Raw genomic sequence first — 23,587 nt, 5'->3', positions numbered from 1 at the left:
TAAATCCGTATTTAAAGCTCTGGACGGTGACCCGGGAAGAAGCCGGTCCAGATGCAAACAGGGGCAGCAGCTAGCCTCTCAAGGAGACAAGGCATGAACCAAGAGGTCATGAATCTTTTCAATCCTCAGGTGCCTGCGCAGCATTTCGATTCCATCCGGATTTCGATCGCTTCGCCGGAAAAAATCCTGTCGTGGTCCTACGGCGAGATCAAGAAGCCGGAAACCATCAACTACCGTACGTTCAAGCCGGAACGCGACGGTCTCTTCTGCGCGCGCATCTTCGGACCGATCAAGGACTATGAGTGCCTGTGCGGCAAGTACAAGCGCATGAAGTACAAGGGCATCATCTGCGAAAAGTGCGGCGTCGAAGTCACGCTGTCACGCGTTCGCCGTGAGCGCATGGGCCACATCGAGCTCGCAGCGCCGGTTGCCCATATCTGGTTCCTGAAGTCGCTTCCTTCGCGTATCTCGACCCTGCTCGACATGACGCTGAAGGATGTCGAGCGCGTTCTCTATTTCGAGAACTACATCGTCACCGAACCCGGCCTCACTTCGCTGAAGCAGAACCAGCTTCTGTCCGAAGAAGAGTACATGATCGCCGTCGACGAGTTTGGCGAAGACCAGTTCACCGCCATGATCGGCGCTGAAGCCATCTACGAGATGCTGGCTTCGATGAAGCTCGAAAAGATCGCCGGCGACCTGCGTGCCGAACTTGCTGAGACCACGTCTGATCTCAAGCAGAAGAAGCTGATGAAGCGCCTGAAGATCGTCGAGAACTTCATGGAGTCGGGCAACCGTCCGGAATGGATGATCATGAAGGTCGTTCCGGTCATTCCGCCGGACCTGCGCCCGCTGGTTCCGCTGGATGGCGGCCGTTTTGCGACGTCTGACCTTAACGATCTCTATCGTCGCGTCATCAACCGTAACAACCGTCTGAAGCGCCTGATCGAGCTTCGTGCGCCTGGCATCATCATCCGCAACGAAAAGCGTATGTTGCAGGAATCCGTCGATGCGCTGTTCGACAACGGCCGTCGCGGCCGCGTCATCACGGGCGCCAACAAGCGTCCGCTGAAGTCGCTCTCCGACATGCTCAAGGGCAAGCAGGGCCGCTTCCGCCAGAACCTTCTCGGCAAGCGCGTCGACTATTCCGGCCGTTCGGTCATCGTGACCGGTCCGGAACTGAAGCTGCACCAGTGCGGCCTGCCGAAGAAGATGGCGCTCGAACTGTTCAAGCCGTTCATCTACGCCCGCCTCGACGCCAAGGGTTATTCCTCGACCGTCAAGCAGGCCAAGAAGCTGGTTGAAAAGGAAAAGCCGGAAGTCTGGGATATCCTCGACGAGGTCATCCGCGAGCATCCGGTTCTCTTGAACCGCGCACCGACGCTGCACCGTCTGGGTATCCAGGCTTTCGAACCCATGCTGGTCGAAGGCAAGGCGATCCAGCTGCACCCGCTCGTCTGCACGGCCTTCAACGCCGACTTCGACGGTGACCAGATGGCTGTTCACGTTCCGCTCTCGCTGGAAGCCCAGCTGGAAGCGCGCGTGCTGATGATGTCGACCAACAACATCCTGCATCCGGCAAACGGCCACCCGATCATCGTTCCTTCGCAGGACATGGTTCTCGGCCTGTATTACCTGTCGATCATGAACCAGAACGAGCCGGGCGAAGGCATGGCCTTCTCGGATATCGGTGAGCTTCATCACGCGCTTGAAAACAAGGTCGTGACGCTGCATGCCAAGATCCGCGGCCGCTTCAAGACCGTGGATGCCGATGGCAAGCCGGTTTCGAAGATCCATGAAACGACCCCAGGCCGTATGCTGATTGGCGAACTTCTGCCGAAGAACGTCAACGTGCCTTTCGACGTCTGCAACCAGGAAATGACCAAGAAGAACATCTCCAAGATGATCGACACGGTCTACCGTCATTGCGGCCAGAAAGACACGGTCATCTTCTGCGACCGCATCATGCAGCTCGGCTTTGCCCATGCCTGCCGCGCCGGCATTTCGTTCGGCAAGGACGACATGGTCATTCCGGACAGCAAGGTGAAGATTGTCGGCGACACCGAAGCCTTGGTGAAGGAATACGAACAGCAGTATAATGACGGTCTCATCACCCAGGGCGAAAAGTACAACAAGGTTGTCGACGCCTGGGGCAAGGCTACCGAAAAGGTCGCCGAAGAGATGATGGCACGCATCAAGGCTGTCGAGTTCGATCCGGAAACGGGCCGCCAGAAGCCGATGAACTCCATCTACATGATGTCCCACTCGGGCGCCCGTGGTTCTCCGAACCAGATGCGTCAGCTGGGCGGCATGCGCGGCCTGATGGCGAAGCCGTCGGGTGAAATCATCGAGACGCCGATCATCTCGAACTTCAAGGAAGGCCTGACCGTTAACGAGTACTTCAACTCGACCCACGGTGCCCGTAAGGGTCTCGCAGACACCGCCCTGAAGACGGCGAACTCGGGTTACCTTACCCGCCGTCTCGTCGACGTGGCGCAGGATTGCATCGTCAACTCCGTGGATTGCGGCACTGACAAGGGCCTCACCATGACTGCCATCGTCGATGCCGGTCAGGTCGTTGCTTCGCTGGGCGCACGTATCCTCGGCCGTACGGCTCTTGATGATATCGATCATCCGGTTTCCGGCGAGAACATCGTCAAGGCCGGCACGCTTATCGATGAGGCCGATGTGGCCGCCATCGAAAAGGCTGGTATCCAGTCCGTCCGCATCCGTTCGGCTCTGACCTGTGAAGTGCAGATCGGTGTCTGCGGCGTCTGCTACGGTCGTGACCTTGCACGCGGTACGCCTGTCAACATGGGCGAAGCCGTTGGCGTCATCGCGGCACAGTCGATCGGTGAACCGGGCACGCAGCTCACCATGCGTACGTTCCACCTTGGTGGTACGGCGAACGTGGTCGACCAGTCGTTCCTCGAAGCGTCGTATGAAGGCACGATCCAGATCAAGAACCGCAACATCCTGCGGAACTCCGAAGGCGTTCTCATCGCCATGGGCCGTAACATGTCCGTTACGATCCTTGATGAGCGCGGCGCGGAACGTTCCTCGCAGCGTGTCGCTTACGGTTCGAAGATCTTCGTGGATGATGGCGACAAGGTTAAGCGTGGCCAGCGTCTTGCAGAGTGGGACCCCTACACCCGTCCGATGATGACGGAAGTGGAAGGTACCGTTCACTTCGAAGACCTCGTCGATGGTCTTTCCGTTCTGGAAGCGACCGACGAATCCACCGGCATCACCAAGCGTCAGGTCATTGACTGGCGTTCGACGCCGCGCGGTTCGGACTTGAAGCCCGCAATCGTCATCAAGGACGCTTCCGGTGCTGTGGCGAAGCTTGCTCGTGGTGGCGAAGCCCGCTTCCAGCTCTCCGTCGACGCCATTCTGTCGGTCGAGCCGGGTTCGAAGGTCTCCCAGGGTGACGTGCTTGCACGTTCGCCGCTGGAAAGCGCCAAGACGAAGGACATCACCGGTGGTCTGCCGCGCGTTGCCGAACTGTTCGAAGCCCGTCGTCCGAAGGACCACGCCATCATCGCCGAGATCGATGGTACGATCCGCCTCGGCCGCGACTACAAGAACAAGCGTCGCGTGATGATCGAGCCTGCGGAAGACGGCGTCGAGCCGGTCGAATACCTGATCCCGAAGGGCAAGCCCTTCCATCTTCAGGAAGGCGACTACATCGAGAAGGGCGAATACATTCTCGACGGCAACCCGGCACCGCACGACATTCTGGCGATCAAGGGCGTGGAGGCTCTGGCTTCCTACCTCGTGAACGAAATCCAGGAAGTCTACCGTCTGCAGGGCGTTGTGATCAACGACAAGCACATCGAAGTGATCGTTCGCCAGATGCTGCAGAAGGTTGAAATCACCGATGCCGGCGACAGCCAGTACATCGTTGGTGACAACGTCGATCGCATCGAGCTTGACGACAACAACGACCGCCTGATCGAAGAAGGCAAGAAGCCTGCCTATGGCGAGCCGGTTCTGCTCGGCATCACCAAGGCTTCGCTGCAGACGCCGTCCTTCATCTCGGCCGCATCGTTCCAGGAAACCACCAAGGTTCTCACGGAAGCTGCGATTGCCGGCAAGACGGACACGCTGCAGGGCCTCAAGGAAAACGTCATCGTCGGCCGCCTCATCCCGGCCGGTACTGGCGGCACCATGACGCAGATCCGCCGCATCGCCACCTCGCGCGACGACCTCATCCTCGAGGAACGCCGCAAGGGTACGGGTGCAGGTTCTGCGAACCAGATGCTGCAGGACATGACCGATCAGGTTCCGGCTGCGGAATAAGGTCAGGGCAGGGGCTTTACGAAGCCCTGCCGAAGTTCAGTAACGAAAACGCCCGGAGTAATCCGGGCGTTTTTTTGTTTTTGGGCTGGGTGGAGCGTCAGATCTGTCCGCCTGTCAGCGAGCGCGTGTTTTCAGGCCTCACCGCCGATGGTGTAGCGCGTCAAGACGGAAAGCCGGCGAACGAGATCGGTCTGGCCCGTGCTGCCGGTCTTGGCATAGATAGACTTGGCGTTACTGCGGACGGTCTCATGGGAGATCTTCAATTGCTTCGCCACGGAAGGAAGCGAAAGTCCCTTCATGATTTCCAGTGCCACGCGGGCCTCACCCTTGGTGAGATCGTAGAGGCTCTTCAGGAGGGGCGTCGCGTCAGCAACCGTATCCGTGGGTTGCGATATCAGCACGATGGCGGAACCGTTCGGCGACAGGTCAAGCGCATCCTTGCGAAGCGGTATGACGTGAAGGATGCAGGTTCTGTCTTCCGTCGGCAGCGGGAAGGAGCCGACGCTGTGTCCGGCGAGCGCCTTGTAGAGCAGCCGGTTCACTCTTTCGTCGGAGATCACAATCCTGTCGCGGGCCCGGGTGGAAATGCATTTCTGGATCGTCTGGAACAGGGTGTTGGCGGAAAGAACGCGGCCGCTCGCCTGAAGCACGGCCGCCGGCGCGCCTATGGCGTTGAGGCCAAGCGTCATGGCGTCGGCCTTCTGGCGCTGCAGCCCTGTTGCGAGCGTGAGGCTGCGGGCGATATGCGGCCTTAGCTGGCCGAGTGCGGCCATGGTTTCCGGCCCGATGACGCCGCTGTCTAGCTTGCGCTCAAAAAGCACCGTCATTTCCGGGTGGTTGGGCGGCGCGACCTGCGTCGCCACCCCATATCCCAGCCCGCGCGGCATGAGAAAGTCGCGCACGATCGGTAAACCGGCCCATTCGTCATGGGTGAAGACATCGAAATCATGCACGAAGGAAAATTGCCCCTCACGGATCGCACGGGTGAGGCGGTCGTTGCGATGATTCCAGCCGCCTTCCATGAAGGCCTGCATCAGTTCCTGGAAATTCGGCGTGAAGAGCCAAGCCTCCTCTTCGCCCTTGCCCCAGGTGAGGGCGCCGCCCCAGAAATCGAGTCGCTGTCCAATTACGGCGATGACCTTCGCCCAACGGTCCGGGAAAAGCGCTGCCTCGTAAATGTCATCAAGAATGTCTGCCGACGATGTATTATTCAACCCGCCACCGAAATGCTGCGCCGGGACCACTTTAAGCTGATATTTTCGTGTTGTTCAATAGATGTGTCGAATAATACTATTGTACTAAAAGTATATAATCTATGAGTGACTTAATATATTGACCAGCTTTCCGAATGGATCGCGCATAAACAGGCGACGGACACCCCATGGCTCCGTTACCGGGCCATATTCAATCGGCAGTCCCGCCTTCAGTATTCTGGCATGAACCTCGTCGAAATTGTCGACTTCGATGGAGAGGTCCGGAACGGCCGTGCCGGAGCCGCCTTCACTGGCAAAGCTGATCTGCGCCAGGGATTCGAGCGGACTTGCATAGGTCACGATCCAGCCATGATCCATCGCGACGGTCATGCCGAGAATATCGCGATAAAAGACACCCGCCCTCGCAAGGTCGGGTGTCGCGATATTGGCGACGATGCGTCTGACCGTCATCTGGCGGGCCTCAGGCGAAGCGGATGATGGCGACTTCGCCTTCCAGTGCGCCCTGGTAGGCGGAAGCGTGCGGCTCTTCATCCGGGACTTCGGTCAGCATGCCGATCTGGTCGAGGTCGGCTTCGATGAAACCTTCCTCGGAAAGCGCGTTCAGCGTTTCACGCACGGCGGTGTCATCATCCGGCGCGCGCAGGATGACGTGGATGTCGATGCCCTCGGAATTGTCGTTCTCGTAAGCCTTGCCGATGACGATGAAGACCATCGGCTCGTCGCGTCCGTTGTCGTTGTCGGGGAGGGTGCTCATGACGCGGTTCCTTGATGTGTCGTTGCGAGTGCGCGGGTCGGCCGGAATCGGTCTTGCGCGCGGCGGGTGAAGTCTCTGACCCACTTGAGGGAATCAATAGACGGATTTTGTGAAAAGCCAAAGGCCGGAGGTCAAAATCGCTGTTGCTGGCGACGACTTATGTTAGAAGAAGCGGGAAATGGCGTGCGCGCGGGCTTTGTGGCCGCGGGGGCCGGCGCAAAATGCGGATTCGCCCTTGACGAAAGCTGGCTAAAACAGTAGTACGCCCGCCATCGGAGCCTCTGTGGATGCTGGCCGTTCGGGATAGGTTTTTCCTGAACATCATCTCAACCGAGACTCCATTGCACGTAGAAGACACGAATGTTGCACGCAAGACGCCTCATCCGGCGTCCTCTGCTCTTGGTGGTCCATCCGTGAAACCGGATCGGGCCACGTTTTGCGCATGAGGATATATGCGTGCTTCGTCGCCGGAAACGGCATAGCCGCCACCCGTGAGGGTGGCTAAAGTAGTTTTTGCAAGGGATGGTTATATGCCTACCGTAAACCAGCTGATCCGCAAGCCCCGCCAGGCACAGGTAAAGCGCAACAAGGTTCCTGCTCTTCAGGAAAACCCGCAGAAGCGTGGTGTTTGCACCCGCGTTTACACGACGACCCCGAAGAAGCCGAACTCGGCTCTGCGTAAGGTTGCCAAGATCCGCCTCACCAACGGCTTCGAAGTCATCGGCTACATTCCGGGCGAAGGTCACAACCTTCAGGAACACTCCGTGGTCATGATCCGCGGCGGCCGCGTAAAGGACTTGCCGGGCGTGCGTTACCACATCATCCGCGGTGTTCTCGATACCCAGGGCGTCAAGAACCGCAAGCAGCGCCGCTCCAAGTACGGTGCGAAGCGTCCGAAGTAATTCGGGTTCAAACAAATTCCGGCGCTGCGCGAGGTTCTCCGCGTGGTAAAGCGTCAATAACATTGAGAGACAAAGAATATGTCCCGTCGCCATAGTGCAGAAAAGCGTGAGATCAACCCGGATCCGAAGTTCGGTGATCTGGTCGTCACCAAATTCATGAACGCCATCATGCTTCACGGCAAGAAGTCTGTTGCGGAAAGCATCGTTTACGGCGCATTCGACGTCGTTCAGGGCAAGACGAAGCAGGAGCCGCTCGGCGTGTTCCACTCCGCCCTCGACAACGTTGCTCCGCACGTTGAAGTGCGTTCGCGCCGCGTCGGCGGTGCAACCTACCAGGTCCCGGTCGACGTTCGTCCGGAGCGCCGTCAGGCTCTCGCCATCCGCTGGCTGATCACTGCTGCGCGCAAGCGCAACGAAACGACCATGGTCGATCGCCTTTCCGGCGAACTCATGGACGCAGCGAACAACCGCGGCTCCGCTGTCAAGAAGCGTGAAGACACGCACAAGATGGCCGACGCTAACCGCGCATTCTCGCATTACCGCTGGTAATCTTAAACGGTCGCATATCGAAAGGCAGTCCATTATGGCTCGCGAATATAAAATCGAAGACTACCGCAATTTCGGTATCATGGCGCATATCGACGCCGGCAAGACGACGACCACCGAGCGTATCCTTTATTACACCGGTAAGTCGCACAAGATCGGCGAAGTTCACGATGGCGCTGCCACGATGGACTGGATGGAGCAGGAGCAGGAGCGTGGTATCACCATCACCTCCGCAGCCACCACGACCTTCTGGAAGGGTCGCGACGGCAAGATGCGCCGCTTCAACATCATCGACACCCCCGGCCACGTCGACTTCACCATTGAAGTCGAGCGTTCGCTGCGCGTTCTCGACGGTGCCATCGCGCTGCTCGACGCCAACGCCGGTGTTGAGCCGCAGACGGAAACCGTCTGGCGCCAGGCCGAGAAGTATCATGTTCCGCGCATGATCTTCTGCAACAAGATGGACAAGACCGGTGCTGACTTCTACCGCTCGGTAGAAATGATCAAGACCCGTCTCGGCGCAATCGCCGTTGTCATGCAGCTGCCGATCGGCGCTGAGACCGAGTTCAAGGGCGTTATCGACCTGATCGAGATGAACGCACTCATCTGGCGCGACGAATCGCTCGGCGCTCAGTGGGACGTCGTCGAAATCCCTGATGACATGAAGGCCAAGGCTGACGAATATCGCGAAAAGCTGATCGAGACCGTTGTCGAGATCGACGAAGAAGCGATGGAAGACTACCTGAACGGCATCATGCCTGACAACGACAAGATCCGTGCGCTCGTTCGCCGCGGCACCATCGACGTGAAGTTCCACCCGATGTTCTGCGGTACCGCGTTCAAGAACAAGGGCGTTCAGCCGCTTCTCGACGCCGTCGTCGACTACCTGCCTTCTCCGCTGGACATTCCGGCGATCAAGGGTATCGACTTCAAGACCGAAGCCGAAATCGAACGTCATGCCGACGACAGCGAGCCGCTTTCCATGCTCGCGTTCAAGATCATGAACGACCCCTTCGTCGGTTCGCTGACCTTCGCACGTATCTACTCGGGCAAGCTCGAAAAGGGTACGTCTGTCATCAACACGGTCAAGGACAAGCGCGAGCGCGTCGGCCGTATGCTGCAGATGCACTCCAACAGCCGTGAAGACATCGAAGAAGCCTTTGCCGGCGACATCGTTGCTCTGGCTGGCCTCAAGGAAACCACCACTGGCGATACGCTCTGCGATCCGCTGAAGCCGGTTATCCTCGAGCGCATGGAATTCCCCGAGCCGGTCATCCAGATCGCGATCGAGCCGAAGACCAAGGGCGACCAGGAAAAGATGGGCCTCGCGCTCAACCGTCTGGCTGCTGAAGATCCTTCGTTCCGTGTCAAGACGGATGAAGAATCCGGTCAGACGATCATCGCGGGCATGGGCGAACTTCACCTCGACATTCTCGTTGACCGTATGCGTCGCGAGTTCAAGGTTGAAGCAACCGTCGGCGCTCCGCAGGTTGCCTATCGCGAAACCATCACGCGTCAGCACGAAGAAGACTACACGCACAAGAAGCAGTCCGGTGGTACCGGTCAGTTCGCTCGCGTGAAGATCATCTTCGAACCGAACCCCGAAGGCGAAGACTTCAAGTTCGAATCCAAGATCGTCGGCGGTGCTGTTCCGAAGGAATACATCCCGGGCGTTCAGAAGGGTATCGAAAGCGTCCTGTCTTCCGGTCCGCTCGCTGGCTTCCCGATGCTCGGCGTCAAGGCGACCCTGATCGACGGTGCATTCCACGACGTCGACTCGTCGGTTCTCGCCTTCGAAATCGCATCGCGTGCCTGCTTCCGTGAAGCAGCGAAGAAGGCTGGTGCACAGCTTCTCGAGCCGATGATGAAGGTCGAAGTCGTTACGCCGGAAGATTACGTCGGTGACGTTATCGGTGACCTCAATTCCCGCCGTGGTCAGATCCAGGGTCAGGAAAGCCGTGGTATCGCCGTTGTCATCAATGCGCATGTTCCGCTCGCGAACATGTTCAAGTACGTCGACAACCTGCGCTCCATGTCGCAGGGCCGTGCTCAGTACTCGATGACGTTCGATCACTATTCGCCGGTTCCGTCGAACGTGGCGCAGGAAATCCAGGCTAAGTACTCCGGTCAGAAGTGATCGGGGTACGCCCCACCGAATTTTGAAGATTATTCCCGTCAAGGGACAAGAATGGAGAGCCACTAATGGCAAAGAGCAAGTTTGAGCGCAATAAGCCGCACGTCAACATTGGCACGATCGGTCACGTTGACCATGGCAAGACGTCGCTGACCGCCGCGATCACGAAGTTCTTCGGCGAGTTCAAGGCGTATGACCAGATCGACGCCGCGCCTGAAGAAAAGGCACGTGGTATCACGATTTCGACGGCACACGTTGAGTATGAGACGCCGAACCGTCACTACGCGCACGTTGACTGCCCCGGCCACGCCGACTACGTGAAGAACATGATCACCGGTGCTGCCCAGATGGACGGCGCGATCCTGGTTTGCTCGGCTGCCGACGGCCCGATGCCGCAGACCCGCGAGCACATCCTGCTTGCCCGTCAGGTTGGCGTTCCGGCAATCGTCGTGTTCCTCAACAAGGTCGACCAGGTTGACGACGCCGAGCTTCTCGAGCTCGTCGAGCTGGAAGTTCGCGAACTTCTGTCGTCCTACGACTTCCCGGGCGACGATATCCCGATCATCAAGGGTTCGGCACTTGCTGCTCTTGAAGACAGCGACAAGAAGATCGGTGAAGACGCGATCCGCGAGCTGATGGCTGCTGTTGACGCCTACATCCCGACGCCTGAGCGTCCGATCGACCAGCCGTTCCTGATGCCGATCGAAGACGTGTTCTCGATCTCTGGCCGTGGTACGGTTGTGACGGGTCGCGTTGAGCGCGGTATCGTCAAGGTTGGTGAAGAAGTCGAGATCGTCGGCATTCGCCCGACCTCGAAGACGACGGTTACCGGCGTTGAAATGTTCCGCAAGCTGCTCGATCAGGGCCAGGCCGGCGACAACATCGGTGCGCTGGTTCGCGGCGTTACCCGTGACGGCGTTGAGCGTGGTCAGATCCTGTGCAAGCCGGGTTCGGTCAAGCCGCACAAGAAGTTCATGGCAGAAGCCTACATCCTGACGAAGGAAGAAGGCGGCCGTCATACGCCGTTCTTCACGAACTACCGTCCGCAGTTCTACTTCCGTACGACGGACGTGACGGGTATCGTTTCGCTGCCGGAAGGCACGGAAATGGTTATGCCTGGCGACAACGTCACCGTTGAAGTCGAGCTGATCGTTCCGATCGCGATGGAAGAAAAGCTGCGCTTCGCTATCCGCGAAGGCGGCCGTACCGTCGGCGCCGGCATCGTCGCTTCGATCGTCGAGTAATTTCGCCTTTTGAAATTCAGGCCCGGCGGCGGTGTCACAAACACCGCCGCCGGACTTTTGATAAAAAGCCTGGCGGCGTTGCATTTTTAGTGCTTGAAAAATTCGGTGAAAGCGCGTAAACGCGCACTCACACTCACCGCTGGATTCGCAAGCAATTGCGGAACGCGGTGTTTTAGCAATACAGACAACTGAAATGATTGGGGTGCAGGGGCATCCCTCTCGATTTTTGAAAATCTGCGGCGCCACGATCAATAGAAGTTCATGTGTTTCCGCGTGCGGAAACGAATAACAAAGAACAAGGACAAGACGAATGACCGGCCAGAATATCCGTATCCGCCTCAAGGCGTTCGATCACCGGATCCTCGATGCCTCTACCCGTGAAATCGTGTCGACCGCAAAGCGCACCGGCGCCAGCGTTCGCGGCCCGGTTCCGCTCCCCACCCGCATCGAAAAGTTTACCGTCAACCGCTCTCCTCACGTTGATAAGAAGAGCCGTGAACAGTTCGAAATGCGGACGCACAAGCGTCTTCTCGATATCGTTGACCCCACCCCGCAGACTGTCGATGCTTTGATGAAGCTCGACCTCGCTGCTGGCGTTGACGTGGAAATCAAGCTCTAAGACCCGGCCCGACCCATCCAAAGGTGAGGGCTGAAATAACAAGGAAGGTACGTGGAGACATCCAACGACTTCCAAACCGGAGACCGGAAACATCGTGAGATGTCGAAGGGTACTCCTTAACAAAGGCCAGAGAGGGTTTTCCCTTCAAGGCTCGCAAGAGGATGAACCAATGCGTTCAGGTGTGATTGCACAGAAAGTGGGTATGACACGCGTCTACAACGACGCAGGTGAACATATCCCTGTAACAGTATTGCGACTGGATAACGTACAAGTCGTTGCCCAGCGCACGGAAGACAAGAATGGCTACACCGCAGTTCAGCTCGGTGCCGGCCAGTCCAAGGTCAAGAACACGACGAAGGCTCTTCGCGGTCATTTTGCCGCTGCCAATGTCGAACCGAAAGCTAAGCTCGTCGAGTTCCGGGTTTCCCCCGAGAACCTGATCGACATCGGTGCAACACTGACCGCAACTCATTTTCAGGCCGGCCAGCTGGTCGACGTGACAGGAACCACGATCGGTAAAGGTTTTGCCGGTGCTATGAAGCGTCACAACTTCGGTGGTGGCCGCGCTTCGCACGGTAACTCCGTATCGCACCGCGCACACGGTTCGACTGGTAACAACCAGGATCCGGGCCGCGTGTGGAAGGGCAAGCGCATGGCTGGTCATATGGGCCAGACGCGCGTTACGACCCAGAACCTCGAAGTCGTTTCGACCGATGAAGACCGTGGCCTGATCCTCGTGAAGGGTGCCGTTCCCGGTTCGAAGGGTTCCTGGATTGTTGTCCGCGACGCCGTCAAGTCGGCTGCGAAGTAAGGGAGCCTTATCATGGAATTGAACGTCAAGACCCTCGAGGGAAAAGACGCCGGCAAGGTTTCTCTGTCGGACGAAATTTTCGGCCTCGATCCCCGCCAGGACATCCTGGCCCGCATGGTTCGCTGGCAGCTTGCCAAGAAGCAGCAGGGAACTCACAAGTCCAAGAACCGGTCGGAAGTTTCCCGCACCGGTGCTAAGATGTACAAGCAGAAGGGTACGGGCCGCGCTCGTCACCATTCGGCTCGCGCACCGCAGTTCCGCGGCGGCGGCAAGGCCCACGGCCCGGTCGTTCGCAGCCACGCACACGATCTTCCGAAGAAGGTTCGTGCGCTTGCGCTTCGTCACGCGCTGTCTGCAAAGCTGAAGGCTGAAGAACTGATCATCGTTGATCAGCTCGTTGCATCTGAAGCAAAGACCAAGGCTCTGCTGGGCAGCTTCGCTTCGCTTGGCCTGACCAACGCTCTCGTTATCGGTGGCGCCGAACTTGATGGCAACTTCAAGCTCGCAGCCCAGAACATTCCGAATGTGGACGTTCTGCCGGTACAGGGCATCAATGTTTACGACATCCTGCGCCGTGGCAAGCTGGTGCTTTCCAAGGCTGCTGTAGAGGCTCTGGAGGAGCGGTTCAAATGACGGATCTTCGCCACTACGATGTGATCGTATCTCCTTCGATCACGGAAAAGTCGACGCTGGTATCCGAACAGAACCAGGTCGTATTCAACGTCGCCAAAAGCGCTTCCAAGCCTGAAATCAAGGCTGCCGTGGAAGCTCTCTTCGGCGTCAAAGTCACGGCTGTGAACACGCTTATCCGCAAGGGTAAGACCCGTCGTTTCCGTGGGTTCGCCGGTAAGCTGAAGGACGTCAAGAAAGCCGTCGTAACGCTCGCCGAAGGTCAATCCATCGACGTGTCCACCGGACTCTAAAGGTTAGGCCCAAGCGGGCAAAGACCCAAAAGGGAACAAGAATATGGCATTGAAAAGTTTCAATCCGACCACGCCGAGCCAGCGTCAGCTGGTTATCGTGGACCGCGCTTCGCTCTACAAGGGCAAGCCGGTAAAGGCTCTCACCCAGGGCCTCAGCTCCAAGGGTGGCCGTAACAACCAGGGCCGGATCACCGTCCGTTTCCAGGGTGGCGGTCACAAGCGGACCTACCGTCTGGTTGACTTCAAGCGTCGCAAGTTCGACGTTGAAGGCACCGTTGAGCGTCTGGAATACGACCCCAACCGCACCGCGTTCATCGCGCTGGTTACGTATACCGACGGCGAACAGGCTTACATTCTCGCGCCACAGCGTCTCGCTGCTGGTGACAAGGTGATCGCCTCCGACAAGGCAGTGGACGTGAAGCCCGGCAACACCATGCCGCTTCAGTACATTCCAGTTGGTTCGATCATCCACAACGTCGAGATGAAGCCGGGCAAGGGCGGTCAGATCGCTCGCTCCGCCGGTACGTATGTCCAGCTCGTCGGCCGCGATGCCGGTATGGCCATCCTGCGTCTCAACTCGGGCGAACAGCGTCTGGTGCACGGCTCGTGCCTGGCATCGATCGGCGCTGTTTCGAACTCGGATCACGGCAACATCAACGACGGCAAGGCCGGTCGTTCGCGTTGGCGTGGCAAGCGTCCGCACGTTCGCGGCGTCGTCATGAACCCGGTCGACCACCCGCACGGTGGTGGTGAAGGTCGCACGTCGGGTGGTCGCCACCCGGTTACTCCGTGGGGCAAGCCCACGAAGGGCAAGCGCACCCGTTCGAACAAGTCGACCGACAAGTTCATCATGCGTTCGCGCCATCAGCGCAAGAAGTAAGAGAGGAAGTCTCAAGTGGCTCGTTCAGTTTGGAAAGGTCCGTTTGTTGACGGCTATCTTCTCACTAAGGCTGAGAAGGTGCGCGAAAGCGGACGCAACGAAGTAATCAAGATCTGGAGCCGTCGCTCCACGATCCTGCCGCAGTTCGTCGGTCTGACCTTTGGCGTCTACAACGGCAGCAAGCATGTGCCCGTCTCTGTCAATGAAGACATGGTCGGACACAAGTTCGGTGAATTCTCTCCGACCCGTACCTATTACGGTCACGGCGCGGACAAGAAGGCAAAGAGGAAGTAATCATGGCGAAGGCTAAGACCGAACGCCGGCTGAAGGACAATGAGGCTCAGGCCATTGCCCGTACGCTCCGCGTCAGCCCCCAGAAACTCAACCTGGTTGCCGCTCTTATCCGTGGCAAGAAGGTAGATCGCGCTCTCGCCGAGCTCGAATTCTCCCGCAAGCGCATTGCAGGCACCGTCAAGAAGACGCTTGAATCTGCGATTGCCAATGCGGAAAACAACCATGACCTCGACGTCGACGCTCTCGTCGTCGCCGAGGCCTATGTTGGCAAGTCCATCACCATGAAGCGTTTCCACGCCCGTGGCCGTGGTCGTGCTTCCCGCATTGAAAAGCCGTTCTCTCACCTCACGATCGTTGTTCGTGAAGTTGAGGAAAAAGGGGAGGCCGCATAATGGGTCAGAAAATCAATCCGATCGGCTTCCGCCTCGGCATCAACCGTACCTGGGATAGCCGCTGGTACGCTGACACTGCTGAATACGGCAAGCTTCTGCATGAAGACCTGAAGATCCGGGCTTACCTGATCAAGGAACTCAAGCAGGCCGGTATCGCCAAGGTGGTCATCGAGCGTCCGCACAAGAAGTGCCGCGTTACGATCCACTCGGCTCGCCCGGGTCTGATCATCGGCAAGAAGGGCGCGGACATCGAGAAGCTTCGCAAGAAGCTTTCCGAGATGACCAACTCCGAAACGCACCTCAACATCGTTGAAGTGCGCAAGCCGGAAATCGACGCGACGCTGGTTGCCCAGTCGATCGCTCAGCAGCTCGAGCGCCGCGTGGCTTTCCGCCGTGCGATGAAGCGTGCTGTTCAGTCCGCAATGCGTCTTGGCGCCGAAGGCATCAAGATCACCTGCGGCGGCCGTCTCGGTGGCGCAGAAATCGCTCGTACCGAATGGTACCGCGAAGGCCGCGTTCCGCTGCACACTCTGCGTGCGGACATCGATTACGGCACGGCTGAAGCGGAAACCGCATTCGGTATCTGCGGCATCAAGGTCTGGATCTTCAAGGGCGAAATCCTTGAGCACGATCCGATGGCTTCTGAGCGTCGCGGTCTCGAAGGCGATGCGCAGGGCCCTGCAAGCCGCGAGCGTGGCGATCGTCCCGATCGTCGTCGCGAAAACGCTTGATTGACGCTGGCGAAAGATAAGCTCGGAGAAGTAAGAAAATGTTGCAGCCAAAGCGTACTAAGTACCGTAAGCAGTTCAAGGGACGCATTAAGGGCGTCGCCAAGGGCGGCTTTGACCTGGCATTCGGTGAATTCGGCTTGAAGTCGCAGGAACCGAACCGCGTGAACGCGCGCGAGATCGAAGCGGCCCGCCGCGCGATCACGCGTTACATGAAGCGCGCAGGTCGTGTGTGGATCCGCGTATTCCCCGACGTTCCGGTAACGGCAAAGCCGACCGAAGTTCGTATGGGTAAGGGCAAGGGTTCGGTCGATTACTGGGCATGCAAGGTCAAGCCCGGTCGTATGATGTTCGAGATCGACGGTGTGTCCGAGGAGATCGCCCGCGAGGCGCTTCGTCTCGGCGCTGCCAAGCTCTCGGTCAAGACGCGCTTCGTACAGCGCATCGCAGAGTAAGGAGCAAGGCACATGAAAGCCGATGAAGTTCGCGGCCTCAGCGCCGACCAGCTCAAGGACAAGCTCGCCGATCTGAAGAAGGAGCAGTTCAACCTGCGCTTCCAGAAGGCAACTGGCCAGCTGGAGAAGTCCTCGCGCATCAACGAAGTCCGCAAGGACATCGCCCGCGTTAAAACCATTGCCCGCCAGAAGGCGGCAGAAGCCAAGGCCTAAGGAAAAATAATATGCCGAAACGCATTCTGCAGGGCGTCGTAGTGTCCGACAAGAACGAGAAGACTGTCGTTGTCCGCGTTGAGCGTCGATTCGCTCACCCGCTGCTTCAGAAGACCGTTCGCCGTTCGAAGAAGTACAAGGCGCACGACGAAAACAATCAGTATAAGGTCGGCGATGTCGTTTCCATCGAGGAATGCGCACCGATCTCCAAGGACAAGCGCTGGACGGTCGTTTCCGCCCAGGCTTAATTTCAACAGAATCGCGCCAGGTCTCTTGTACTTGGCGCGAAATCCTGTATGAAGCACCGCAAGGACGCTCGTGAATCGAGCGTCTTTTGCTTTGATGCGCACGGAAGGTCCCTCGGGAAACCACCCTGTCACGACATTTCCGCGCAAGACGAAGATATATTCATAAGCTGGGGCAGGGGGCTCGCTCGGGAGAGTTTGCCCAACCGTTCCGGTAACAACAAGAAGGCGACCTGACATGATTCAGATGCAAACAAACCTCGACGTGGCGGATAATTCCGGCGCACGTCGTGTCATGTGCATCAAGGTGCTGGGCGGCTCGAAGCGCAAATATGCTTCTGTTGGCGACATCATTGTCGTTTCCATCAAGGAAGCTATTCCGCGCGGCCGCGTCAAGAAGGGCGACGTGATGAAGGCGGTTGTCGTTCGCACCGCCAAGGACATCCGCCGCGCTGACGGCAGCGTCATCCGTTTCGATAACAACGCAGCCGTTCTTATCGACAACAAGAAAGAGCCGATCGGCACCCGTATCTTCGGACCGGTTCCGCGCGAACTTCGCGCCAAGAACCACATGAAGATCATCTCGCTGGCTCCAGAAGTGCTGTAAGGAGCTATAGCGATGCAGAAAATTCGTAAAGGCGACAAGGTTGTCGTATTGACCGGTAAGGACAAGGGCCGTACCGGCGAAGTAATCCAGGTGATGCCGAAAGAAGACCGTGCCGTTGTGCGTGGCGTAAACATGGTGAAGCGTCACCAGCGCCAGACCCAGGCACAGGAAGCCGGCATCATCAACAAGGAAGCATCCTTGCACATCTCCAACATCGCCATCGTCGACAAGGATGGCAAGCCGACCCGCGTTGGCTTCTCTGTTGTGGATGGCAAGAAGGTCCGCGTGGCCAAGCGTTCGGGAGAAGTGATCGATGGCTGATAAGTACGAGCCGCGTCTCAAGACGGAATACGTTTCCCGTATCCGTGGCGCCATGCAGGAGAAGTTCTCCTACGCCAACGTGATGATGATCCCGAAGCTTGAAAAGATCGTGATCAACATGGGTGTTGGCGAAGCGACTGCCGATTCCAAGAAGCCCACGATTGCTGCCGGCGATCTGGCTGCAATTGCCGGCCAGAAGCCGGTCGTTACCCGCGCTCGCAACTCGATCGCTGGTTTCAAGGTTCGCGAAGGCATGCCGATCGGTGCGAAGGTTACCCTTCGTGGCGCACGCATGTACGAATTCCTTGATCGTCTGGTCAACATCGCGCTGCCGCGCGTTCGCGACTTCCGGGGTCTGAACCCCAAGAGCTTTGACGGCCGTGGCAACTTCGCCATGGGCATCAAGGAACACATTGTGTTCCCTGAGATCAACTACGATAAGGTTGATCAGATGTGGGGCATGGACATCATCGTTTGCACGACGGCGACGTCGGACGACGAAGCTCGGGCTCTGCTTACAGAGTTCAACTTCCCGTTCCGTCACTAACCGTAACGACGAGCGTAGAAAAGGAACTCCGATATGGCGAAAACAAGCGCAGTTGAAAAGAACAAGCGCCGCCGCAAGTCGGTCGCCCAGCAGGCCACCAAGCGCGCTGCACTGAAGGCGATCGTGATGAACCAGTCCCTTCCGATCGAAGACCGGTTCAAGGCCACTCTGAAGCTCGCTTCGCTGCCGCGTGACGGCTCGAAGACGCGTATCCGCAACCGCTGCGAAGTAACGGGCCGTCCGCGCGCGTTCTATCGCAAGCTCAAGATGTCGCGTATCGCGCTTCGTGAGCTGGGCAATTCCGGCAAGGTGCCGGGCATTGTCAAGTCGAGCTGGTAAGGAGACGGGCACATGACCATGACTGATCCTTTGGGTGATATGCTCACCCGCATCCGCAATGGTGCTGCTCGCCGCAAGTCGTCGGTAAGCACGCCTGCTTCCAGCCTGCGCGCACGCGTTCTCGACGTGCTTCAGTCTGAAGGCTACATTCGCGGTTATTCCAAGGTCGATTTCGAAAACGGCAAGTCCGAATTCACCATCGAACTGAAGTACTACGAAGGCGCATCCGTGATCCGTGAGATCGGCCGCGTTTCCAAGCCGGGCCGCCGAGTTTATGTCTCGGTTAAGTCCATTCCGCAGGTCGCGAACGGCCTCGGCATCACCATCCTTTCGACCCCGAAGGGCGTGATGGCCGATCACCAGGCTCGCGAACAGAACGTTGGTGGCGAGGTTCTTTGCTCGGTCTTCTAAGGCCAAAGCAGGATCTCCATAACGAACAGACAGGATTGAATAATGTCTCGTATCGGTAAAAAGCCCGTTCCGGTTCCAGCAGGTGTTACGGCCAATGTCGACGGCCAGAAGGTCACTGCTAAGGGCCCGAAGGGTGAACTGTTTTTCGTCGCTAATGACGACATTCAGCTGAAGCTCGAAGATAACGGCGTTTCCGTAACGCCGGCTAACGGCACCAAGGAAGCTCGCTCGAAGTGGGGCATGTCCCGCACGATGATCGAGAACATCTTCAAGGGTGTTAAGGACGGCTATGAGCGCAAGCTCGAAATCAACGGCGTTGGTTACCGTGCCGCCATGCAGGGCAAGAACCTGCAGCTGGCTCTCGGTTTTTCCCACGACGTTGTTTACGAGCCTCCGGTCGGCATCACCATTGCCGTTCCGAAGCCGACGGAAATCATCGTTTCCGGCATCAACAAGCAGCAGGTCGGTCAGGTAGCCGCGGAAATCCGCGAATACCGCGGTCCCGAGCCCTACAAGGGCAAGGGCGTGAAGTACGCTGAAGAGCGTATCGTCCGCAAAGAAGGCAAGAAGAAGTAAGGATCACGCGAAATGGCTAGCAGGAAAGAAGCACTTGCACGTCGCGCGAGCCGTGTGCGCCGCCAGATCAAGGCGGTTGCCAATGGCCGCCCGCGCCTGTCGGTTCATCGCTCGTCGAAGAACATCTACGCACAGATCATCGATGATGTTGCTGGCAAGACGCTCGCGTCTGCCTCCACGCTCGAAGCAGATCTGCGCGGCTCGCTCAAGACCGGCGCCGACGTTGCAGCAGCAGCTGTCGTAGGCAAGCTCGTTGCCGAGCGCGCCGTCAAGGCTGGCGTCAAGGATGTCGTATTCGACCGTGGCGCGTTCATCTATCACGGCCGCATCAAGGCCGTGGCTGAAGCTGCCCGCGAAGGCGGCCTGAACTTCTGATTTTTTTCCGCCCGGACAACGATCCGGGCGGAATTTCACCGGGCCATGCGGGTCTCCTCAAAGAGGCCGGTGGTCTTTTCGTTTGCCGTTCCACCCGTAAAAGAAAAAGGACAAGGACAATGGCACAGGAAAAAAGAGGTTCTCGCGACGATCGCCAGAACCGTGAAGAGCGCGATAGCGAATTCGTCGACAAGCTGGTCGCGATCAACCGCGTTGCAAAGGTTGTTAAGGGTGGCCGTCGCTTCGGCTTCGCCGCTCTCGTCGTCGTCGGCGACCAGAAGGGCCGCGTTGGCTTCGGTCACGGCAAGGCTCGCGAAGTTCCGGAAGCCATCCGTAAGGCTACCGAGAGCGCCAAGCGCGATCTGATCTTCGTTCCGCTGCGCGATGGCCGCACTCTGCATCACGACGTCAATGGCCGTCACGGCGCAGGCAAGGTTCTGCTGCGTTCGGCCAAGGCCGGTACCGGTATCATCGCCGGTGGCCCGATGCGCGCCGTTTTCGAAACCCTGGGTGTTCACGACGTTGTTGCCAAGTCGACCGGTTCTTCGAACCCGTACAACATGGTTCGCGCAACGTTCGACGCTCTGAAGCATCAGGTTCATCCGAAGGACATCGCTGCACAGCGCGGTCTCAAGTATGCAACGCTTCAGGCTCGCCGTGCCGCCTCCGGCAACGCTTCTGAAGAATAAGGAGCTGGATCATGGCCAAGAAGACTACTGAAGCCAAGAAGACTGTTACGGTCGAACAGATCGGCAGCCCTATTCGCCGCCCGGCAATCCAGCGTCAGACGCTGGTCGGTCTGGGTCTCAACAAGATGCATCGTCAGCGCACCCTGGAAGATACTCCTGCGGTTCGCGGCATGATCCGTGCGGTCCAGCATCTCGTTCGCGTCGTTGACGAGAAGTGAGACGGAGTAACCTATCATGAAACTCAATGAAATCAGAGACAACGAAGGCGCCTCCAAGGATCGTATCCGCGTAGGTCGCGGTATCGGTTCCGGCAAGGGCAAGACCGGTGGTCGCGGTGTTAAGGGTCAGAAGGCTCGTTCGGGCGTAGCCATCAACGGTTTTGAAGGCGGTCAGATGCCTATCTACCGTCGTCTGCCGAAGCGCGGTTTCAACAACATCTTCGCTTCCGAATATGTTGTCGTATCGCTCGGCCGCATCCAGACCGCCATCGACGCCAAGAAGCTCGACGCTTCCGCAACGATCGATGCTGCTGCTCTCAAGGCTGCCGGCGTTATCCGTCGCGCCAAGGACGGCGTTCGCATCCTCGCGGACGGCGAACTGAAGGCCAAGGTCGCTTTCGAAGTTGCCGGTGCTTCCAAGCCCGCAATCGAAAAGATCGAAAAGGCTGGCGGCTCGATCAAGCTTCTCGCAGTTGCAGCAGAAGCCTCCGAGTAATATATAGACTTCAGACGCCCGGGGCTCGTCGCTCCGGGCGTTTGCGCTCCCTGGCCTATGGTGCTTTCGATCTAAATCGATTTATACAGGCATCAAGGCAAACTCTTCGCGGTTCGGCTTTCAAGCGGTCCGCATGCGGCATAAAGTGCTGCAGGGAGAGCCTCACAGTTCTTGAACTTCCATAGGGGAGGGGATAGGACATAAAAAAACAGGGTGAGGCATGATGGCGGCGCAAAGCCGTGTTCGTCCGAAGCCCGGTTTTTGAACCGGTATCTTTTAGACCTTTCCGCATTGGCCGGTTTTCCTGGCCGGCAAGGGTCGTTCGGAGAAATTTATGGCTTCAGCAGCGGAACAACTGGCTTCGAACCTGAATTTTTCGACCTTCGCTAAGGCGGAGGATCTGAAAAAACGTCTCTGGTTTACTCTTGCCGCACTTCTCGTCTACCGTCTCGGCACCCATATTCCGCTTCCGGGCCTGAACCCCGAAGCCTATGCGCAGGCCTTCCAGGGCCAGGCCAACGGTATTCTCGGTCTTTTCAACATGTTTGCGGGTGGCGCCGTCGAGCGTATGGCGATCTTCGCGCTCGGCATCATGCCTTACATCTCCGCTTCGATCATCGTGCAGCTCATGACCTCGGTCGTGCCCTCGCTCGAAGCGTTGAAGAAGGAAGGCGAAGCCGGCCGCAAGATCATCAACCAGTATACGCGCTACGGCACGGTGCTGCTCGGCACGCTGCAGGCCTACGGTATTGCAGTTGGCCTCGAGAGCGGTGCTGGCCTTGTGGTCGATCCGGGCTGGTTCTTCCGCGTTTCCACCGTCATCACACTGCTTGGCGGCACGATGTTCCTGATGTGGCTCGGTGAACAGATCACCTCGCGCGGTATCGGTAACGGTATTTCGCTGATCATCTTTGCGGGCATTGCCGCAGGTCTGCCCAAGGCGCTCGCCGGCACGCTCGAACTCGGCCGCACCGGCGCGCTGTCGACCACGCTCATCCTTATGGTCGTTGTCGTCGCCATCGGCGTCATCGCACTGATTGTTTTCGTGGAGCGCGCCCAGCGTCGCCTGCTCATACAATATCCGAAGCGACAGGTTGGCAACCGGATGTTCCAGGGCGATACGTCGCACCTGCCGCTGAAGCTCAACACGGCCGGCGTCATTCCCGCGATCTTCGCATCCTCGCTGCTGCTTCTGCCCGCGACGGCTGCCGGCTTCGCCGGAAACACCAATCTGCCGGGCTGGGCGACGTCCATCATCGCGTCGCTGCAGCATGGGCAGCCGCTGTTCATGGCGCTGTACGGCCTGCTGATCGCGTTCTTCGCGTTTTTCTACACGGCTATCGTCTTTAATCCGAAGGACACGGCCGATAACCTCAAGAAGCACGGCGGCTTCATTCCGGGCATTCGTCCGGGCGAGCGCACCGCGGAGTACATCGATTACGTCCTGACCCGCATCACGGTGGTCGGCGCGATTTATCTGGTCTTCGTGTGTATCCTTCCTGAGACACTTATCGCACGTACGGGCATTCCGTTAGCCCTTGGTGGTACTTCGCTTTTGATCGTTGTCAGTGTAACTCTTGATACGGTTGCGCAGATTCAGGGTCACCTGATCGCGCAGCAATATGAAGGGCTGATCAAGAAGTCGAAGTTGCGTGGAGGAAAGAGGGGACGATGAGACTGATATTTTTGGGTCCGCCGGGTGCGGGCAAGGGAACCCAGGCCAAGCGCCTGACTGACAAGTACGGGATCCCGCAGCTTTCCACCGGTGACATGCTACGCGCTGCGGTCAGCGCGGGCACCGAAATCGGCAAACGAGCCAAGGCGGTCATGGATGCCGGCGGGCTCGTGTCCGACGATATCGTCAATCAGATCGTTTCCGAACGCATCGAAGCGCCTGACTGTGCCAAGGGCTTTATTCTCGACGGCTATCCGCGCACCGTTCCGCAGGCCAAGGCGCTTGCCGAGAACATGCGCAAGAAGAATCTTGCCCTTGATGCCGTGATTGAACTGAAGGTGGACGAAGAGGCGCTGATTCGCCGAATCGAAAACCGGGTCGCGGAAACCGTCGCCGCCGGCGGCACCGTTCGTTCCGACGACAATCCGGAAGCCTTCCGTAAGCGGCTGACGGAATATCGCGAAAAGACCGCGCCGCTGTCGAACTATTACAGCGAGCAGGGTGAGCTTGTGACGCTCGACGGCATGGCTGATGTCGATGCCGTTACTGAAGCCATCGAAGGCGTTCTGGAGAAGGCCTCGGCCTGATGGCCGGTGCGGGATGGTGAAAGCCTTGTTGGTTTTGCCCAATATCCCGCTCTCCGGATCGAGCAGATCCTTTGGATCGTAAAAGAATCT

At 58.2% G+C, this 23,587-nt stretch carries 31 protein-coding genes; 28 read left to right on the top strand and 3 right to left on the bottom strand.

What is annotated here, in order from left to right; translation table 11 throughout:
- The first annotated feature begins 93 nt into the window (after positions 1-93).
- Positions 94-4,302 carry a DNA-directed RNA polymerase subunit beta' gene (gene rpoC / locus JZY08_RS08825; protein WP_216329931.1) on the top strand — a complete coding sequence of 1,403 codons (4,209 nt, stop codon included), beginning with the start codon at positions 94-96 and terminating at the stop codon, positions 4,300-4,302.
- A 131-nt stretch (positions 4,303-4,433) separates the two neighbouring features.
- Here the strand turns inward: rpoC and JZY08_RS08820 are convergent, their stop codons facing one another.
- The 3 genes from JZY08_RS08820 to JZY08_RS08810 all read right to left on the bottom strand — a co-directional run bounded on the left by JZY08_RS08820 (position 4,434) and on the right by JZY08_RS08810 (position 6,270).
- On the bottom strand, positions 4,434-5,516 hold the full coding sequence (locus JZY08_RS08820; protein WP_216329930.1) for a helix-turn-helix transcriptional regulator: 1,083 nt from the start codon (positions 5,514-5,516) through the stop codon (positions 4,434-4,436).
- A 99-nt stretch (positions 5,517-5,615) separates the two neighbouring features.
- Positions 5,616-5,966, bottom strand: coding sequence for a VOC family protein (locus JZY08_RS08815; protein WP_216329929.1), 351 nt, complete (start codon positions 5,964-5,966; stop codon positions 5,616-5,618).
- Between the two features lie 10 nt (positions 5,967-5,976).
- Positions 5,977-6,270: a hypothetical protein gene (locus JZY08_RS08810; RefSeq protein ID WP_035224059.1), complete on the bottom strand. Its 294-nt coding sequence runs from the start codon at positions 6,268-6,270 to the stop codon at positions 5,977-5,979.
- A 530-nt stretch (positions 6,271-6,800) separates the two neighbouring features.
- Between JZY08_RS08810 and rpsL the strand changes: the two genes are divergently transcribed.
- From rpsL to JZY08_RS08675, 27 genes are all read left to right on the top strand, one after another.
- The gene (rpsL, locus tag JZY08_RS08805; protein WP_003507760.1) at positions 6,801-7,172 is read left to right on the top strand and encodes a 30S ribosomal protein S12; all 372 of its coding nucleotides are present in this window, start codon (positions 6,801-6,803) and stop codon (positions 7,170-7,172) included.
- 78 nt (positions 7,173-7,250) lie between these two features.
- On the top strand, positions 7,251-7,721 hold the full coding sequence (gene rpsG / locus JZY08_RS08800; RefSeq protein ID WP_003507761.1) for a 30S ribosomal protein S7: 471 nt from the start codon (positions 7,251-7,253) through the stop codon (positions 7,719-7,721).
- Positions 7,722-7,755: 34 nt separating this feature from the next.
- Positions 7,756-9,855, top strand: a complete 2,100-nt coding sequence (fusA, locus tag JZY08_RS08795) for an elongation factor G (RefSeq protein WP_080834948.1) — start codon at positions 7,756-7,758, stop codon at positions 9,853-9,855.
- Positions 9,856-9,920: 65 nt separating this feature from the next.
- The gene (gene tuf, locus JZY08_RS08790; protein ID WP_003495154.1) at positions 9,921-11,096 is read left to right on the top strand and encodes an elongation factor Tu; all 1,176 of its coding nucleotides are present in this window, start codon (positions 9,921-9,923) and stop codon (positions 11,094-11,096) included.
- Between the two features lie 310 nt (positions 11,097-11,406).
- Positions 11,407-11,715 carry a 30S ribosomal protein S10 gene (rpsJ, locus tag JZY08_RS08785; protein WP_003495158.1) on the top strand — a complete coding sequence of 103 codons (309 nt, stop codon included), beginning with the start codon at positions 11,407-11,409 and terminating at the stop codon, positions 11,713-11,715.
- Positions 11,716-11,884: 169 nt separating this feature from the next.
- Positions 11,885-12,526, top strand: a complete 642-nt coding sequence (gene rplC / locus JZY08_RS08780; RefSeq protein ID WP_035242322.1) for a 50S ribosomal protein L3 — start codon at positions 11,885-11,887, stop codon at positions 12,524-12,526.
- A gap of 12 nt (positions 12,527-12,538) precedes the next feature.
- Positions 12,539-13,159, top strand: coding sequence for a 50S ribosomal protein L4 (gene rplD / locus JZY08_RS08775; RefSeq protein ID WP_003495173.1), 621 nt, complete (start codon positions 12,539-12,541; stop codon positions 13,157-13,159).
- Positions 13,156-13,449, top strand: coding sequence for a 50S ribosomal protein L23 (locus JZY08_RS08770; RefSeq protein WP_003495178.1), 294 nt, complete (start codon positions 13,156-13,158; stop codon positions 13,447-13,449). Before rplD ends, JZY08_RS08770 begins: the two co-directional genes overlap by 4 nt.
- A 43-nt stretch (positions 13,450-13,492) precedes the next feature.
- On the top strand, positions 13,493-14,329 hold the full coding sequence (rplB, locus tag JZY08_RS08765; RefSeq protein ID WP_003507771.1) for a 50S ribosomal protein L2: 837 nt from the start codon (positions 13,493-13,495) through the stop codon (positions 14,327-14,329).
- 15 nt (positions 14,330-14,344) lie between these two features.
- On the top strand, positions 14,345-14,623 hold the full coding sequence (rpsS, locus tag JZY08_RS08760) for a 30S ribosomal protein S19 (protein WP_003507772.1): 279 nt from the start codon (positions 14,345-14,347) through the stop codon (positions 14,621-14,623).
- A 2-nt stretch (positions 14,624-14,625) separates the two neighbouring features.
- Positions 14,626-15,015: a 50S ribosomal protein L22 gene (gene rplV / locus JZY08_RS08755; RefSeq protein ID WP_003495184.1), complete on the top strand. Its 390-nt coding sequence runs from the start codon at positions 14,626-14,628 to the stop codon at positions 15,013-15,015.
- A complete protein-coding gene (rpsC, locus tag JZY08_RS08750) occupies positions 15,015-15,746 on the top strand; it encodes a 30S ribosomal protein S3 (protein WP_003495188.1) in 732 nt (243 codons plus the stop codon). The genes rplV and rpsC overlap by 1 nt, the downstream gene beginning before the upstream one ends.
- A gap of 38 nt (positions 15,747-15,784) precedes the next feature.
- Positions 15,785-16,198: a 50S ribosomal protein L16 gene (gene rplP, locus JZY08_RS08745; protein ID WP_003495190.1), complete on the top strand. Its 414-nt coding sequence runs from the start codon at positions 15,785-15,787 to the stop codon at positions 16,196-16,198.
- 12 nt (positions 16,199-16,210) lie between these two features.
- Positions 16,211-16,411, top strand: coding sequence for a 50S ribosomal protein L29 (gene rpmC / locus JZY08_RS08740; protein ID WP_003495193.1), 201 nt, complete (start codon positions 16,211-16,213; stop codon positions 16,409-16,411).
- An 11-nt stretch (positions 16,412-16,422) separates the two neighbouring features.
- On the top strand, positions 16,423-16,659 hold the full coding sequence (gene rpsQ, locus JZY08_RS08735; protein WP_003495195.1) for a 30S ribosomal protein S17: 237 nt from the start codon (positions 16,423-16,425) through the stop codon (positions 16,657-16,659).
- Between the two features lie 235 nt (positions 16,660-16,894).
- Entirely contained in the window at positions 16,895-17,263 is a 369-nt protein-coding gene (gene rplN, locus JZY08_RS08730) for a 50S ribosomal protein L14 (protein ID WP_003495199.1), read from the top strand.
- A gap of 12 nt (positions 17,264-17,275) precedes the next feature.
- The gene (gene rplX / locus JZY08_RS08725) at positions 17,276-17,584 is read left to right on the top strand and encodes a 50S ribosomal protein L24 (protein ID WP_003495200.1); all 309 of its coding nucleotides are present in this window, start codon (positions 17,276-17,278) and stop codon (positions 17,582-17,584) included.
- Positions 17,577-18,131 (top strand): 50S ribosomal protein L5, encoded by a 555-nt coding sequence (rplE, locus tag JZY08_RS08720; RefSeq protein ID WP_003495201.1) that lies wholly within the window; start codon positions 17,577-17,579, stop codon positions 18,129-18,131. Before rplX ends, rplE begins: the two co-directional genes overlap by 8 nt.
- 33 nt (positions 18,132-18,164) lie before the next feature.
- Entirely contained in the window at positions 18,165-18,470 is a 306-nt protein-coding gene (rpsN, locus tag JZY08_RS08715; protein ID WP_003495202.1) for a 30S ribosomal protein S14, read from the top strand.
- A gap of 12 nt (positions 18,471-18,482) precedes the next feature.
- Positions 18,483-18,881 (top strand): 30S ribosomal protein S8, encoded by a 399-nt coding sequence (gene rpsH, locus JZY08_RS08710; protein WP_004442588.1) that lies wholly within the window; start codon positions 18,483-18,485, stop codon positions 18,879-18,881.
- Between the two features lie 42 nt (positions 18,882-18,923).
- Entirely contained in the window at positions 18,924-19,457 is a 534-nt protein-coding gene (rplF, locus tag JZY08_RS08705; protein ID WP_003495204.1) for a 50S ribosomal protein L6, read from the top strand.
- Positions 19,458-19,469: 12 nt separating this feature from the next.
- Positions 19,470-19,832, top strand: coding sequence for a 50S ribosomal protein L18 (rplR, locus tag JZY08_RS08700; protein WP_035224069.1), 363 nt, complete (start codon positions 19,470-19,472; stop codon positions 19,830-19,832).
- Between the two features lie 119 nt (positions 19,833-19,951).
- Complete coding sequence (gene rpsE, locus JZY08_RS08695) at positions 19,952-20,521, top strand: 30S ribosomal protein S5 (RefSeq protein WP_003495208.1); 570 nt, start codon at positions 19,952-19,954, stop codon at positions 20,519-20,521.
- Positions 20,522-20,532: 11 nt separating this feature from the next.
- Positions 20,533-20,739 (top strand): 50S ribosomal protein L30, encoded by a 207-nt coding sequence (gene rpmD / locus JZY08_RS08690; protein ID WP_003495212.1) that lies wholly within the window; start codon positions 20,533-20,535, stop codon positions 20,737-20,739.
- 16 nt (positions 20,740-20,755) lie between these two features.
- Positions 20,756-21,235: a 50S ribosomal protein L15 gene (gene rplO / locus JZY08_RS08685; protein ID WP_035224073.1), complete on the top strand. Its 480-nt coding sequence runs from the start codon at positions 20,756-20,758 to the stop codon at positions 21,233-21,235.
- Between the two features lie 334 nt (positions 21,236-21,569).
- Positions 21,570-22,910 carry a preprotein translocase subunit SecY gene (gene secY / locus JZY08_RS08680; protein WP_003495216.1) on the top strand — a complete coding sequence of 447 codons (1,341 nt, stop codon included), beginning with the start codon at positions 21,570-21,572 and terminating at the stop codon, positions 22,908-22,910.
- Positions 22,907-23,497 (top strand): adenylate kinase, encoded by a 591-nt coding sequence (locus JZY08_RS08675; RefSeq protein WP_035242327.1) that lies wholly within the window; start codon positions 22,907-22,909, stop codon positions 23,495-23,497. The genes secY and JZY08_RS08675 overlap by 4 nt, the downstream gene beginning before the upstream one ends.
- The last annotated feature ends 90 nt before the right edge of the window (positions 23,498-23,587 follow it).

The organism is Rhizobium sp. X9 (genome assembly GCF_018873185.1).
In the GTDB taxonomy this organism is placed as follows: Bacteria; Pseudomonadota; Alphaproteobacteria; order Rhizobiales; family Rhizobiaceae; genus Agrobacterium; species Agrobacterium oryzihabitans.
Note: the sequence above shows the minus strand (reverse complement) of the source record. Positions and strands in the feature narration are given on the sequence as shown.

Bases quoted from the DNA above. Each gene is read 5' to 3' on its own strand.
- rplV (WP_003495184.1), top strand. From the start codon at position 14,626: ATGGCGAAGGCTAAGACCGAACGCCGGCTGAAGGACAATGAGGCTCAG.
- rpsN (WP_003495202.1), top strand. From the start codon at position 18,165: ATGGCGAAAACAAGCGCAGTTGAAAAGAACAAGCGCCGCCGCAAGTCG.
- rpsC (WP_003495188.1), top strand. From the start codon at position 15,015: ATGGGTCAGAAAATCAATCCGATCGGCTTCCGCCTCGGCATCAACCGT.
- rpsG (WP_003507761.1), top strand. From the start codon at position 7,251: ATGTCCCGTCGCCATAGTGCAGAAAAGCGTGAGATCAACCCGGATCCG.
- tuf (WP_003495154.1), top strand. From the start codon at position 9,921: ATGGCAAAGAGCAAGTTTGAGCGCAATAAGCCGCACGTCAACATTGGC.
- rplF (WP_003495204.1), top strand. From the start codon at position 18,924: ATGTCTCGTATCGGTAAAAAGCCCGTTCCGGTTCCAGCAGGTGTTACG.
- rplB (WP_003507771.1), top strand. From the start codon at position 13,493: ATGGCATTGAAAAGTTTCAATCCGACCACGCCGAGCCAGCGTCAGCTG.
- JZY08_RS08675 (WP_035242327.1), top strand. From the start codon at position 22,907: ATGAGACTGATATTTTTGGGTCCGCCGGGTGCGGGCAAGGGAACCCAG.
- rplP (WP_003495190.1), top strand. From the start codon at position 15,785: ATGTTGCAGCCAAAGCGTACTAAGTACCGTAAGCAGTTCAAGGGACGC.
- JZY08_RS08770 (WP_003495178.1), top strand. From the start codon at position 13,156: ATGACGGATCTTCGCCACTACGATGTGATCGTATCTCCTTCGATCACG.
- rplC (WP_035242322.1), top strand. From the start codon at position 11,885: ATGCGTTCAGGTGTGATTGCACAGAAAGTGGGTATGACACGCGTCTAC.
- JZY08_RS08810 (WP_035224059.1), bottom strand. From the start codon at position 6,270: ATGAGCACCCTCCCCGACAACGACAACGGACGCGACGAGCCGATGGTC.
- JZY08_RS08815 (WP_216329929.1), bottom strand. From the start codon at position 5,966: ATGACGGTCAGACGCATCGTCGCCAATATCGCGACACCCGACCTTGCG.
- fusA (WP_080834948.1), top strand. From the start codon at position 7,756: ATGGCTCGCGAATATAAAATCGAAGACTACCGCAATTTCGGTATCATG.
- rplD (WP_003495173.1), top strand. From the start codon at position 12,539: ATGGAATTGAACGTCAAGACCCTCGAGGGAAAAGACGCCGGCAAGGTT.
- rpsL (WP_003507760.1), top strand. From the start codon at position 6,801: ATGCCTACCGTAAACCAGCTGATCCGCAAGCCCCGCCAGGCACAGGTA.
- rpsE (WP_003495208.1), top strand. From the start codon at position 19,952: ATGGCACAGGAAAAAAGAGGTTCTCGCGACGATCGCCAGAACCGTGAA.
- rplR (WP_035224069.1), top strand. From the start codon at position 19,470: ATGGCTAGCAGGAAAGAAGCACTTGCACGTCGCGCGAGCCGTGTGCGC.
- rplE (WP_003495201.1), top strand. From the start codon at position 17,577: ATGGCTGATAAGTACGAGCCGCGTCTCAAGACGGAATACGTTTCCCGT.
- rpsH (WP_004442588.1), top strand. From the start codon at position 18,483: ATGACCATGACTGATCCTTTGGGTGATATGCTCACCCGCATCCGCAAT.
- rplN (WP_003495199.1), top strand. From the start codon at position 16,895: ATGATTCAGATGCAAACAAACCTCGACGTGGCGGATAATTCCGGCGCA.
- rplX (WP_003495200.1), top strand. From the start codon at position 17,276: ATGCAGAAAATTCGTAAAGGCGACAAGGTTGTCGTATTGACCGGTAAG.
- rpoC (WP_216329931.1), top strand. From the start codon at position 94: ATGAACCAAGAGGTCATGAATCTTTTCAATCCTCAGGTGCCTGCGCAG.
- secY (WP_003495216.1), top strand. From the start codon at position 21,570: ATGGCTTCAGCAGCGGAACAACTGGCTTCGAACCTGAATTTTTCGACC.
- rplO (WP_035224073.1), top strand. From the start codon at position 20,756: ATGAAACTCAATGAAATCAGAGACAACGAAGGCGCCTCCAAGGATCGT.
- rpsQ (WP_003495195.1), top strand. From the start codon at position 16,423: ATGCCGAAACGCATTCTGCAGGGCGTCGTAGTGTCCGACAAGAACGAG.
- rpsJ (WP_003495158.1), top strand. From the start codon at position 11,407: ATGACCGGCCAGAATATCCGTATCCGCCTCAAGGCGTTCGATCACCGG.
- rpmC (WP_003495193.1), top strand. From the start codon at position 16,211: ATGAAAGCCGATGAAGTTCGCGGCCTCAGCGCCGACCAGCTCAAGGAC.
- rpmD (WP_003495212.1), top strand. From the start codon at position 20,533: ATGGCCAAGAAGACTACTGAAGCCAAGAAGACTGTTACGGTCGAACAG.